Source organism: Gottfriedia luciferensis (assembly GCF_002156865.1).
GTDB classification, from domain to species: Bacteria; Bacillota; Bacilli; order Bacillales; family Bacillaceae_G; genus Gottfriedia; species Gottfriedia luciferensis.
This window is the reverse complement of the sequence record NZ_NCTA01000069.1, coordinates 1-11,975: the sequence shown is the minus strand read 5'-3', so window position 1 is coordinate 11,975 and position 11,975 is coordinate 1. Positions and strand designations below refer to the sequence as shown.

The 11,975-nt window shown below is 33.4% G+C and carries 13 protein-coding genes and 2 tRNA genes; 10 read left to right on the top strand and 5 right to left on the bottom strand.

Going from position 1 to position 11,975, the window contains the following annotated elements:
• The first annotated feature begins 234 nt into the window (after positions 1-234).
• The 3 genes from B7R67_RS21280 (at position 235) to B7R67_RS21270 (ending at position 3,200) form a co-directional block, all read left to right on the top strand.
• Positions 235-1,845: a M20/M25/M40 family metallo-hydrolase gene (locus tag B7R67_RS21280; RefSeq protein ID WP_088072999.1), complete on the top strand. Its 1,611-nt coding sequence runs from the start codon at positions 235-237 to the stop codon at positions 1,843-1,845.
• A 51-nt stretch (positions 1,846-1,896) separates the two neighbouring features.
• Positions 1,897-2,091, top strand: a complete 195-nt coding sequence (locus tag B7R67_RS21275) for a hypothetical protein (protein WP_088072998.1) — start codon at positions 1,897-1,899, stop codon at positions 2,089-2,091.
• 260 nt (positions 2,092-2,351) lie between these two features.
• Positions 2,352-3,200, top strand: a complete 849-nt coding sequence (locus B7R67_RS21270) for an AraC family transcriptional regulator (RefSeq protein ID WP_088072997.1) — start codon at positions 2,352-2,354, stop codon at positions 3,198-3,200.
• 339 nt (positions 3,201-3,539) lie between these two features.
• On the opposite strand, the gene B7R67_RS22710 is transcribed toward B7R67_RS21270, so the two are convergent.
• Positions 3,540-3,671 (bottom strand): hypothetical protein, encoded by a 132-nt coding sequence (locus B7R67_RS22710; protein WP_268876047.1) that lies wholly within the window; start codon positions 3,669-3,671, stop codon positions 3,540-3,542.
• Between the two features lie 117 nt (positions 3,672-3,788).
• Complete coding sequence (locus tag B7R67_RS21265; protein ID WP_088072996.1) at positions 3,789-4,571, bottom strand: arylamine N-acetyltransferase family protein; 783 nt, start codon at positions 4,569-4,571, stop codon at positions 3,789-3,791.
• Positions 4,572-4,953: 382 nt separating this feature from the next.
• On the opposite strand from B7R67_RS21265, the gene B7R67_RS21260 reads away from it, so the two are divergent.
• The 5 genes from B7R67_RS21260 (at position 4,954) to B7R67_RS21965 (ending at position 9,023) form a co-directional block, all read left to right on the top strand.
• Positions 4,954-5,934, top strand: a complete 981-nt coding sequence (locus B7R67_RS21260; protein ID WP_208615682.1) for a sulfate ABC transporter substrate-binding protein — start codon at positions 4,954-4,956, stop codon at positions 5,932-5,934.
• 116 nt (positions 5,935-6,050) lie between these two features.
• The gene (gene cysT, locus B7R67_RS21255; protein ID WP_088072994.1) at positions 6,051-6,884 is read left to right on the top strand and encodes a sulfate ABC transporter permease subunit CysT; all 834 of its coding nucleotides are present in this window, start codon (positions 6,051-6,053) and stop codon (positions 6,882-6,884) included.
• Positions 6,884-7,762: a sulfate ABC transporter permease subunit CysW gene (cysW, locus tag B7R67_RS21250; protein WP_088072993.1), complete on the top strand. Its 879-nt coding sequence runs from the start codon at positions 6,884-6,886 to the stop codon at positions 7,760-7,762. Before cysT ends, cysW begins: the two co-directional genes overlap by 1 nt.
• A gap of 11 nt (positions 7,763-7,773) precedes the next feature.
• Positions 7,774-8,847, top strand: a complete 1,074-nt coding sequence (locus B7R67_RS21245) for a sulfate/molybdate ABC transporter ATP-binding protein (protein WP_088072992.1) — start codon at positions 7,774-7,776, stop codon at positions 8,845-8,847.
• Positions 8,844-9,023, top strand: a complete 180-nt coding sequence (locus B7R67_RS21965; RefSeq protein ID WP_142289601.1) for a hypothetical protein — start codon at positions 8,844-8,846, stop codon at positions 9,021-9,023. Before B7R67_RS21245 ends, B7R67_RS21965 begins: the two co-directional genes overlap by 4 nt.
• A gap of 75 nt (positions 9,024-9,098) precedes the next feature.
• On the opposite strand, the gene ispG is transcribed toward B7R67_RS21965, so the two are convergent.
• The 3 genes from ispG to B7R67_RS21225 form a co-directional block, all read right to left on the bottom strand.
• Complete coding sequence (ispG, locus tag B7R67_RS21235) at positions 9,099-10,199, bottom strand: flavodoxin-dependent (E)-4-hydroxy-3-methylbut-2-enyl-diphosphate synthase (protein WP_088072991.1); 1,101 nt, start codon at positions 10,197-10,199, stop codon at positions 9,099-9,101.
• A gap of 111 nt (positions 10,200-10,310) precedes the next feature.
• Complete coding sequence (locus tag B7R67_RS21230; RefSeq protein WP_088072990.1) at positions 10,311-10,643, bottom strand: hypothetical protein; 333 nt, start codon at positions 10,641-10,643, stop codon at positions 10,311-10,313.
• A gap of 105 nt (positions 10,644-10,748) precedes the next feature.
• Entirely contained in the window at positions 10,749-11,507 is a 759-nt protein-coding gene (locus tag B7R67_RS21225; protein ID WP_088072989.1) for a DUF1189 domain-containing protein, read from the bottom strand.
• A gap of 308 nt (positions 11,508-11,815) precedes the next feature.
• On the opposite strand from B7R67_RS21225, the gene B7R67_RS21220 reads away from it, so the two are divergent.
• Both B7R67_RS21220 and B7R67_RS21215 read left to right on the top strand, forming a co-directional pair.
• Positions 11,816-11,890, top strand: a tRNA-Asn gene (locus B7R67_RS21220).
• 10 nt (positions 11,891-11,900) lie between these two features.
• Positions 11,901-11,974 (top strand) — tRNA-Met (locus B7R67_RS21215).
• Position 11,975: the final 1 nt, after the last annotated feature.

Below are 11,975 nucleotides of genomic sequence, written 5' to 3'. Positions count from 1 at the left end.
ATTGATTGGAGTGGAAGGTGGGAGACTCCTATGGGAGTAGCGGGAAGGGTGAGACCCCGCAGGCTTGCCGAGGAGGCTCAGCTCACGCCCCATGGAAAGCGAGCATCCTGGAACGGAAATCAACATTTTTTAACAGAAACTAGTTTTATTAGACCATTTAGCATACAAAAAAGGGTATTAAGAGGCTTTTCTAGAATTTGTGAGATGTAATAGTAATTTAATGGGGGATAAAATATGAATAGATTGAAATGGAATACTCCAGAGGATTTAAAATCTTTACTTTCTGAACTTGTTAGCTGGAAAAGCGTAACTTTAACTGAAGGAGAACGTCAATTTCCAATTAATTTATATGAAAAGATGAGAGAACTTGAGTATTTCCAAAGTTTACCGAATCAGTTGAAGCTTCATGACTCGGATAAAGGTCGTAAATTTTTAACCGCATTATATAAAAACCCTGAGGTTAAGGATACGATTTGTCTAATAAGTCATTTTGATACAGTAAATACAGAAGAATACGGAGATCTTGAAATGATCTCAACGAAAACCGAAGAATTGACAAATGCATTCATTGAAAGAATTGAAGAGTTTTCTTTAGATGTACAGAATGATTTGAAGTCTGGAGAATATTTATTCGGTCGCGGTTCAATGGATATGAAAATGGGACTAGCAATGCATATGAGAATCATTGAAAAAGTTAGTATAGAGAAATGGCCAATTAATATTCTTTTATTAACAGTCCCAGATGAAGAGGTTAACTCAGCTGGTATGCGTGATGCAGTTTCAACATTAGTAAAGCTTCGAAAAGAATATAGTTTAAACTATAAATTATTTTTAAACGGAGAACCTGTTTTTACACAAGAACCTGGTGATCCAAAGTATTATATCTATTCGGGTACGATTGGTAAAATCATGCCGGCAGCACTATTTTATGGGAAAGAAACACATGCTGGAGAGCCACTTAGTGGTATGACATCTCCATATATTGCATCATTTTTAACGAAAAAAATGGAATGGAATGCTGAGTTTCAAGAAACATCTTTTGGTGAAAAAACACCATTACCTGTAACATTACAACAAAAGGACTTGCGTTTAGACTATTCTACACAGACACCGTTTCGTTCAGTAGCATTATACAATGTATTTTTAATGAAGAGAAATGCATCTGAAGTTTTTAATCTCTTCGAAAAAGTAGCAAATGACGCGGCTAGAGAATGTAATTTGGAATATGAAAATGTATGCAATAAGCATAATGTAAATCCGATTGGCAAAGTGAAAGTTATAAAATATAGTGATTTATTAAAATATGCAACGGATAAACTTGGTGAGGAGTATGTATTTAATCTAAAAAAGGAGGTAAATTCCCATAATGAGTGGGATGATCGAGAAAAGTCTTTTAGAATTGCAGATTATTTAATGATTCAATGCCAAGAACTAGCACCTTCTATTATTATTCTATTTGCACCACCTTATTATCCTGCTATTAACTCTACTGGAAATGAGTTAGTTGAGGAATGCATTAAACTTTCTTCTGAACTAGCAAAAAATCAATTTAATTTACCTGTAAAAAGGATTCACTATTTCAATGGAATAAGTGATTTAAGTTATGTTAATTACAGTGATTCAAATAATGGATGGGCTTCATTTGAAACAAATACGCCGGTATGGGGAGATAGTTATTCATTGCCGTTTAATCTAATGGAAACTTTAAATGCACCTGTTTTAAATATTGGTCCTTTTGGAAAGGATGCCCATAAATTAACTGAACGATTACATATGAAAAATGCATTTGAAGAAGTACCTTTTATTGTAGAAGAGGTAATCCATAAGGTGAGTAAGATGGAATGAAATAAAGAGCGAGTAGTTCTCTTGTGTAAGTTTTAATTTAGGAGAATCAAAATGTCGAATATTACTTGGTTATTTTTAGGTGTCTTATTATTTAGTATGATTGATTATTTATTATCTGTTTTTGATGTTATTGCTCCTGAAAAACAAAGATGGTCATGGTTTGCTAAAAGAAGTAGGATTCAAAAGATAGGTATCTTAAGCACTATTTTTGTAGTTTTACTGATCGTTAATTACTTAACTTATTAATGGAACTAACGTAAGTAAAAGTTGATTGTTCGTATTTTACGAAATAGGGTTAGAGGATAATAAAGTGTTTTTTCTAAAAGATGAACTTTTATTCAATTCTTAGGAGCCGAAGAACGTGAGAACGGCTCCTTTTCATTGTTAAGTTAGAGAACTAATACATTAAGATTACTAGAAGTAAAAATCAACCTACATATTTGTGCAAGAAATGTCGGGCAGTAAAATGCTTTTTCCTATAGATTAAGAAAGAAAGGAGAGAGAAAATGGATTGGCTAGAGAGAATGAATAATGCTTTAGAATATATTGAGAAAAATCTAGAATCGGATATCAATTATCGAAATATTGCACAAGTAGCTTATTGCTCTGAATTTCATTTTTCAAGGATATTTTCATCAATTTCGGGAATATCACTTTCAGAATATATTAGACGTAGAAGGTTAACAGTTGCTGCTTTTGAGATCCAGAACAGCGATGCTCGAATAATTGATGTTGCAATGAAGTACGGATACGGTTCTGCTGATTCTTTTTCTCGTGCATTTCAAAAAATACATGGAATTAAACCTTCGGATGCTCGTAATAATGGTGTTCAATTAAAAGCCTTTCCAAAAATTTCTTTTCAAATTTCGATTAAAGGAGATTCAGAAATGGAATACAGAATTGAGAATCTAGATTTTGATTTAAAAGTTGTTGGTAAAGGTCAACTTGTTAAAACTAGTAGAGCATTTAAAACAATTCCTACTCTTTGGAATAGCGCTAAAAAAGATGGTTATATGCAAAATCTAATTGACATGTCATGGGAAGAACCGAAATGCATACTAGAAAGTCTGCTAGGGGTTTGTGGAAAAGAAGCAGCAATTATGGATGAAGAATTTAACTATTTTATGGGCGTACGCTATAATGGTGAAATCCCAAACGGAATGGAAACTTTAACGATTACTCATAGAACGTGGGCAGTTTTTCCAAATATAGTAGAAGCGTGGAAACGTTTATATTCAGAATGGGTACCAACATCTAAATACGAACTTGCTGATATTCCATGTATTGAATGCTATTACCCTCCAAAGCATAAACCGAGACATGAACTATGGGTTCCAGTCGTACCTAAAATTTAGAAACAAAGAAAATAAATTATTTAGCTAATGCATACATTTAGTTGATTGTACAAAACTATTCACCTTAAAAGAGTGGAGTCCAATAACTTATTTAATAGTATTTAAGATAAATACTCTGATCATGTTAATTTTGGTATTTTACAAAACACATTTTTGAAAAAGTGATTAGATCCATTAAAAAAATCGACTTTTTAAGTCGATTTTTTTTCACATGTTGAAAAATAATTTTGCTTTCCATGAGGCGAAACCTAAGCCTCCTCGGTAAGCCTACGGGGTCTTTAGCCATTCCGCATTTCTCATAGGAGTCGAGTACTCTTTCGTTCATCAGCAATTTCAGCATTAATATTCTATTTCTTCAAAGTCCTTTGCTTGCGGAAGCGGTTGGTTGTTTTTTTGACTTTCATTTGCATTGTTCATTTCATCTTCTCTACGTTCTCTGATCATGTTATTTTGCTTTTCTCGTTCTTTCAATTTTAAAACTCCTTTCATTTCAGCTTAAATTTAATTTGTACAGTCTTTTGAAGTTCTACTCAAAAAAAGGAAAATGGTTATCTTTATCCTCTCAATGAATAGACAAAGTTCAGTAAATCAGATTTTCAGGTTTCTGACTCTGAATTCATGCCTAACTGGTGAAAAGATTTGATTGTACATTAATTGCCACTCGTCTTGATTTTTGATATGAGTAATGCATATGCTATGGTTTTTTATTACTTTTAATTGATGATCTGATAATGTAATTCGGCCATCTGTTGTTAATAGATTGACAATTTTATTTTGAGTAAAAATAGTTTCTTTACTTGTTTGATAATACATAAATTGTTCATGAAATTGATGGAGTTGCTTAGGATCTATTGAAATGTATAGTAAGTCCTTCCAAGATTTATCGAATTTTTGAAGAATAAAAGTCGTTTTGTCTATTTCTAACATGCGATAAGAGCCATTCCGATCAGAGTATTCATAGTTATTCTTTAACAAAATTGGTTCGATGAAACCACCACCAACTCCGACATCTGCCAAATAATGTTGATAATCAATCGTAACTAAAATTGCTAAGTGTGAGAATTCTGGGTTCCAGCATAGCTTTTCGTCATTCCAAAATTTTGCTGAAATATAGGAGACGTTAAAGCCAGTTTCTTGCAAGACAGTAAAGAGTAATGAATTTGTTTCATAACAAATACCACCGCGTTTACTATTCGCTATTTTTTTCATAATTTGAGAAGGATTCATACTGAGGGGGATTTTAGCGATTATATCAAGATTTTCAAATGGAATAGAAAGTAAATGATGTTTATGAATTTTTTTTAGTAAGGTCAATGAAACAGCATCTGGTTTCGTTATACCGATATGTTTAAAATATGAATCAGCCAGCATGATATCCTCCTTTTTGAAAGGTTAGTTTTAATTAAATAATATTGAGTATACAACGAGTTTTTACTAAAAGGTAAATAGAAAGAAAAATAATTTTAAATTTTCTAAATTCATAGTTGACACATAGGAATAGTCTGTTTATTATTAAGCTAATATAAAAATCTAAATGGCTGATTGGAAGACCAAAGGCCCTTAACTATTTTTTCTAGTTAAGGGTCTTTTTGTATTTGTGCCTTAAAGGGGAGATCACAATGTGTTGAAATTTCAGGGAAATGCAAATAGAAAATCCGCAATAATGGAATCGAGAGGAGCAGATTAATTGAGTGCAAAAAAATGGATTATTAGTTCGGTAGTTGCTGTGTTAGCAGTTACAGGCGTTTTATATGTGACTTTAAAAGACGATAAAGCAGAAAAAGCTAGTACTGATGAGTCAAAGAATATTGAATTGCTCAACGTTTCATATGATCCGACACGTGAATTATATGAAAACTACAATAAAGCATTCAGTAAGTATTGGAAAAAGGAACATAACCAAACTGTAACGATTAAACAATCACACGACGGTTCTGGGAAACAGGCTAGAGCTGTAATCGATGGTTTAGATGCTGATGTAGTTACTCTGGCACTTGGTTATGATATTGATTCAATCAACGAAAAGGCCCAGCTATTATCACCTAATTGGCAAAAAGAATTTCCTGATCATTCAACTCCATATACATCCACAATTGTATTTTTAGTTAGAAAAGATAATCCGAAAAATATTAAGGATTGGGATGATTTAACGAAAAAAGGAGTTCAAGTCATTACCCCAAATCCAAAAACCTCTGGAGGGGCGAGATGGAATTATTTAGCTGCATGGGGGTATGCAGATAAAAAATATAATGGCGATGAGAAAAAAGTGAAGGCATTCATGAAGAAATTGTATAAAAATGTTCCTGTTTTAGATACGGGGGCTCGTGGTTCTACTACTACATTTGTTGAAAAAGGAATTGGTGACGTATTAATTGCATGGGAGAACGAAGCATTACTTTCAGAGAAGCAATTTGGTGAAGGGAAATATCAAATTGTTTATCCATCAATCAGTATATTAGCTGAGCCACCAGTTGCTATTGTTGATAAAAATGTAAAGGAACATAAAACAGAGGAAGTGGCAAAGGCTTACCTTTCTTATCTTTATAGTAAAGAGGGACAGGAAATTATTGCTGAAAATTACTATCGTCCAAGAGATAAAGAGATCCTTGCAGAGTACAGCAAACAATATCCTACTTTACCATTATTAACGATCGATAAAGATTTTGGTGGCTGGGATAAAGCGCAATCGAAGCACTTTAATGACGGAGGAGTATTTGACCAAATCTATCAATAACGAACTATTTGAAAGCAAAATAATAAAGGAGACATTGGAAACTAAGTAGCTACTAGAATTGAGCTGCAGCCAAGTCTTCTTTATTTGATTTTTGATTCTTAGGAGGTTTGACATAAGTGTTTAAAAAAAGAAAGAGAATCCTACCCGGATTTGGTTTAACATTTGGATTTTCCATTTTATATATTAGTTTTTTTATTTTTTTACCAATCTCGATGTTATTTTTACATTCATTTGATATTGGGTGGTCAAAATTTTTAAAAATCGTTACAGAACAACGAGTATTAATGTCTTATAAAATCAGTTTTGGAACGGCTTTTATCGCTGCAATCATAAACGCTGTCTTTGGATTATTAGTGGCTTGGGTACTTGTGCGGTATCGATTTCCTGGGAAGAGAATAGTGGATGCTTTTATCGATTTACCATTTGCACTACCGACTGCAGTGGCAGGGATTACTTTAACAACCTTGTATTCACCTGATGGTTGGATTGGAAGGTTTTTCTCTTTCAAGATTGCTTATACACCACTAGGGATCATTGTTGCACTTACGTTTATTGGGTTGCCATTTGTAGTAAGAATGGTCCAACCAGTGCTAGAAAATTTTCAAAAAGACGTTGAGGAAGCTGCAGCAAGTTTAGGAGCAAATCGGTTTCAAATTTTTTGGAAGGTAATTTTTCCAAGTATATTACCTGCTTTATTGACTGGTTTTTCGTTAGCGTTTGCAAGATCCTTAGGTGAATATGGTTCTGTCGTGTTTATTTCGGGGAATATGCCAATGAAAACGGAGATTACCCCTTTGTTAATTATGACAAAATTAGAACAGTATGATTACGCAGGTGCTACTGCTTTAGCAGTTGTTTTGTTAGTTATCTCTTTCCTCCTCTTATTCATTATTAGTATTTTTCAAAGATACGCCAATCGTGCTTTTAACATCCAAGGGGGTAAGAGTTAATGACGGAAAGCGAAATAATTATCGAGAGAAATGTCTCATTGAGTGCCCAGAAAAAAATGAATTCAAGTGGGAAAATAGTTCAAATCATATTAATCGGTATCGTCATTCTTTTTTTATTGTTATTTCTATTTCTTCCATTAGTTTCTATCTTTATAAAAGCATTCCAAGATGGAGTGGCAGTTTATTTAGAAACAATTGTGAATGAAGAAACGTTAGTTGCAATTAAATTGACATTTATTGTGACGATTATTACGCTACCACTTAATGCAATTTTTGGATTATCAATTGCGTGGGCTACAACTAAATTTCATTTTAAAGGAAGGAATTTATTATTAACGTTAATCGAATTACCTTTTGCGGTTTCGCCTGTTGTAGCAGGTTTCCTATTTGTACTTTTATTTAGTCCGAATCATGGTATTTTCGGAGGATGGTTAAGAGAGCATAATTTGAAAATTATTTTTTCGACTCCTGGAATTGTATTAGCAACAATATTTGTCACACTTCCATTTGTGGCCAAGGAACTTATCGCTGTAATGCAGGCAACAGGTAGTGCGGAAGAGGAGGCTGCTCTAACATTAGGTGCGAATGGTTGGCATATTTTTTGGAAGGTGACACTACCGAAAATTAAATGGGGCCTTTTATACGGCTTAATCTTATGTAATGCAAGAGCAGTTGGAGAATTTGGGGCTGTTTCAGTTGTTTCTGGTCATATTCGTGGGGAAACAATTACAATGCCACTTCATATCGAAAATTTATATAATGAATATCATTTTCCACAAGCATATACAGTCGCTTCACTGATGTCTATTTTTGCGATTCTGACATTAATTATAAAGAATATTATTGAATGGAAAGTTCAAAGGGGAGCGAAACAATAGGAGAGGATCATATGTCAATTAAAGTATCAAATGTAATAAAAAATTATGATAAAGAAGCTGCTCTAAAAGGGATTGAATTAAACATAAAAAAAGGGGAATTAGTTGCTTTACTTGGACCATCTGGTTCAGGAAAAACAACACTTCTTCGAATCATTGCGGGTTTAGAAAATCCAGATGATGGTGAAATATTCTTTGAAGAGCAAGATGTTGCCAATTTAGAAGTGAAGGAAAGAAATGTTGGTTTTGTATTTCAACATTATGCTTTATTTCAAAACATGACGGTCTTTGATAATATCGCCTTTGGTTTAACAGTTAGACCTAGAGCTACTCGACCAACTAAAAATAAAATAAATGAGAAGGTTACAGAATTACTAAGATTAGTGAAATTAGAGAGCTTTGCAAATCGTTTCCCGTCACAATTATCGGGTGGACAAAGACAGCGGGTTGCGCTTGCTAGAGCATTGGCTGTAGAACCAAATGTATTGCTTTTAGATGAACCATTTGGGGCGTTAGACGCAAAAGTTCGAAAGGATTTAAGAAGATGGTTAAGGAAACTTCATGATGAGATTCAAATAACAAGTATTTTTGTGACACATGATCAAGAGGAAGCACTTGAAGTTGCAGATCGAGTTGTAATTATGAATCAAGGAACAATCGAACAAATTGGAACACCTGAAGAAGTGTATCACTCGCCTGCAAGTCCGTTTGTATATGATTTTCTAGGAAAAGTAAATTTATTTCATGGTCGGATAAATAAAGGAAATCTAATCAGCGGGGGATTAGAAATACCATTACCTGAACTAGAAGAAAAAGACCATAAAGAAGTTACAGGATATGTACGACCTCACCAAATAACGATTGAAAAATTTGAAACAAATCAAACATCAATTAGTGCGATCGTGACACATATTCACGCAGTAGGTCCAATCGTTTACGTGGAAGTGTTACGTGAAGACACAAATGAATATGTTGAAATCGAACTCATGAATGACTTGTTTTACGAACTTGATATTCAATTAGGAGAGCGGGTATTCGTTCGTCCAAATGAATTAAAGGTTTTTATACCACAGGATTATTCTATATGAGAGAGGCAGGGAGAGCAGGAAAGGCAGGAAAGGCAGGAAAGGCAGGAAAGGCAGGAAAGGCAGGAAAGGCAGGAAAGGCAGGAAAGGCAGGAAAGGCAGGAAGAGCAGGTCATAGGAAAAACATAAAAAAGGTTAAGGATCAAATAATCCTTAACCTTTTTTCGTTTATTGGATAAATTGGAGAAATAGCCTTTGAACTTTCCTAAAGCCTTACCCTGCTTTTCCTAAATCCTGCCTTTAACTTCCTGCCTTTAACCTTTTGCTGCTTCTAGTTCTGCAAGTTTTTCTTTTGCAATGATATCAATTTCACGTTTTAGTTCTTCAACCATTGTTTCTTCTGGTACTTTACGAACAATCTCTCCGTGACGGAATAGTAAGCCTTCACCACGAGCTCCAGCAATTCCGATGTCTGCTTCACGTGCTTCTCCAGGACCGTTAACTGCACAACCTAGAACTGCTACTTTAATTGGTACTTTTAATGTAGAGATATATTCTTCAACATCATTAGCGATACTAATTAAGTCAATTTCGATACGTCCACATGTAGGACATGAGATTAATGTTGCTGCATTTGATGATAAACCAAAAGATTTTAGTAATTCTCTTGCAACTTTTACTTCTTCAACTGGGTCTGCGCTTAATGAAATACGCATTGTATTACCGATACCCTTGCTGATGATTGCACCTAATCCAGCGGCACTTTTAACTGTTCCAGCAAAAAGAGTTCCTGATTCAGTAATCCCTAAATGTAGAGGATAGTTAAAAGCTTTTGATGCTTTTTCATATGCTTCGATTGCAAGGTTAACGTCAGATGCTTTCATTGAAACGATGATGTCATGGAAGTCTAAATCTTCAAGGATTTTAATATGATGTAAAGCACTTTCTACCATTCCATCAGCAGTTGGGTAACCGTATTTTTCTAAAATTCTTTTTTCTAATGAACCAGCATTAACACCGATACGAATTGGAATTCCTTTTGCTTTCGCAGCATTTACGACTGCTTCAACCTTTTCTTTACGTCCGATATTACCTGGGTTAATTCTTATTTTATCGATTCCACCTTCGATTGCTTTTAATGCTAATTTATAATCAAAGTGAATATCAGCAACTAGAGGAATATTAATTTGTTTTTTTATGTCAGCGATCGCATTTGCAGCTCTTTCGTCTGGTACAGCAACTCGAACAATCTGGCATCCAGCTTCTTCTAGTCGTTTAATTTCTGCAACTGTTGCTTCAACGTCGTGTGTTTTTGTTGTCGTCATACTTTGGATTGAAATTTCATTCGCACCACCAACAACTACATTTCCAACTTTAACTGCACGTGTTTTACTTCTATGTGTAATTTCGTTCACGAGTAACTCGCTCCTTCAAAACTTATTTCAATTTGTTTATATCTACATTATCATATTTTCTTCATGATTACTCATTTTATCAACTGGTTCAAAAGAAATATATCACAAAATTTACTTTTGTGAAGAGTAAATTGGGAATTTATATGATTTCCCAGCTTGAATTTTAGTCGGTGAAAGTCCACTGTTTAAATTACTAAAATCCTTAGTAATTTGGCTAATTGGTTGGCTATAATCAGGATTTAAACTTTCGATAATTCCTAAAACAGTGTCGCCATTCTTTACTTGAACTTTCTCATATTTTGGAAGAGAATTCGATTTTTTTTCAGAATTTGAAGCTTTTGCAACTGTTGCAATATGTTTAGTGGGAATCGTCCCAACATTAAGATCAAAGAATATTATGTATGCCAATAATAAAGCTCCAAACAAAAAAGCTATTTTTTTCATATTTATCACTCCTTTTGTAGAACTATATGCTTGTCCATTTTAATTATTCCATAAAAAAGGAGGGGAAAATAAAAAAAGAAGTGTAAAGACACACTTCTTTGATCGTTATTTTTTTGAAGGTAAATTTTTTATTGTTAGTAAATACATAACTGCTGTGATCACAATAAATATCATTGTTTGGAATGGTATGTTTATTTTTAATAATCCAAGTATTAGATAGATAACTGTAGGTAATGTTAAGCTATACGAAACCATAGCAAATCGTTGTCTGTATGGTAAATGCTTAGTTGACTTAAATATAGCTGTCAAAAACGCTAATAAAGTAGCTACAATAAATATGAAAATACAAGATCCTAAATAAAATAGGAAGAATAATGCAATTAAAAAGACTGGAAGACCTTGAGAAACATTATTAATAAAATTTGAAACGTGATTTTTACTAATTACTTTCGTTTTTAATGATGGGTAAGGATAATCTTGCTCGCCATTATCATTTTTTATGATTACTCTATTTTTTAACACGACAACTGCATATTTGTCGTCCTTTATTTTTGAAGGAATTACAGTTTCATTCGGATAAAAAGCATATTTATAGCCGCCAACAATTCTTTCGAATGGTGTATTATCGTTAATCTTTAATGTTCCTTTATTTAAAGTAATGGAATCGATATTTTCACGTAGTAAATCTGATACATTATTTACTTGTAGCTTCACAGCTTTTTCGAATGAAAAGAAACCTGGAAGAGTATATAAAATTGCTAGTAGGAAAAGAAAAAAGATAGTTTTACCGATTTTTTGGAGTCTATATCTTGAAATTGTTTTTGGAGAGTATAAACTAAACCAAAACTGTTTGAATATATTCATAAACTCATCCTTTCTTATTAATGTTATTTCACTTTCCGAATTTTATTATGTAACTTTTAAAGTGTTTTGTATATTATAATCTCTTTTTTGAAATCGGTTATTAAAGTTTCATTAGAATATAGACGAAATGGAATAAAACATTTTTTAAGTTTTAAGAATCAAAGAAACAGAAAAGGAGAGAGGATTATCTAATAAAAACCTAGTTAAAATTTAATTTTGAAAAAAATGTAAAAAAAAATTGAAAATGCATTGACGTTTAATTTTAAATATGATAAATTAAATATTGTCTTAAGGACGAAAGAAATTATTCCGCAGTAGCTCAGTGGTAGAGCACTCGGCTGTTAACCGAGTGGTCGTAGGTTCGAACCCTACCTGCGGAGCCATTATAATTTCGGCGGTGTAGCTCAGCTGGCTAGAGCGTACGGTTCATACCCGTGAGGTCGTGGGTTCGACTCCCTCCGCCGCTAC

Bases quoted from the DNA above. Each gene is read 5' to 3' on its own strand.
- B7R67_RS21280 (WP_088072999.1), top strand. From the start codon at position 235: ATGAATAGATTGAAATGGAATACTCCAGAGGATTTAAAATCTTTACTT.
- B7R67_RS21225 (WP_088072989.1), bottom strand. From the start codon at position 11,507: ATGAATATATTCAAACAGTTTTGGTTTAGTTTATACTCTCCAAAAACA.
- B7R67_RS21245 (WP_088072992.1), top strand. From the start codon at position 7,774: ATGTCAATTAAAGTATCAAATGTAATAAAAAATTATGATAAAGAAGCT.
- B7R67_RS21265 (WP_088072996.1), bottom strand. From the start codon at position 4,571: ATGCTGGCTGATTCATATTTTAAACATATCGGTATAACGAAACCAGAT.
- B7R67_RS21965 (WP_142289601.1), top strand. From the start codon at position 8,844: ATGAGAGAGGCAGGGAGAGCAGGAAAGGCAGGAAAGGCAGGAAAGGCA.
- B7R67_RS21275 (WP_088072998.1), top strand. From the start codon at position 1,897: ATGTCGAATATTACTTGGTTATTTTTAGGTGTCTTATTATTTAGTATG.
- B7R67_RS21230 (WP_088072990.1), bottom strand. From the start codon at position 10,643: ATGAAAAAAATAGCTTTTTTGTTTGGAGCTTTATTATTGGCATACATA.
- cysW (WP_088072993.1), top strand. From the start codon at position 6,884: ATGACGGAAAGCGAAATAATTATCGAGAGAAATGTCTCATTGAGTGCC.
- B7R67_RS21270 (WP_088072997.1), top strand. From the start codon at position 2,352: ATGGATTGGCTAGAGAGAATGAATAATGCTTTAGAATATATTGAGAAA.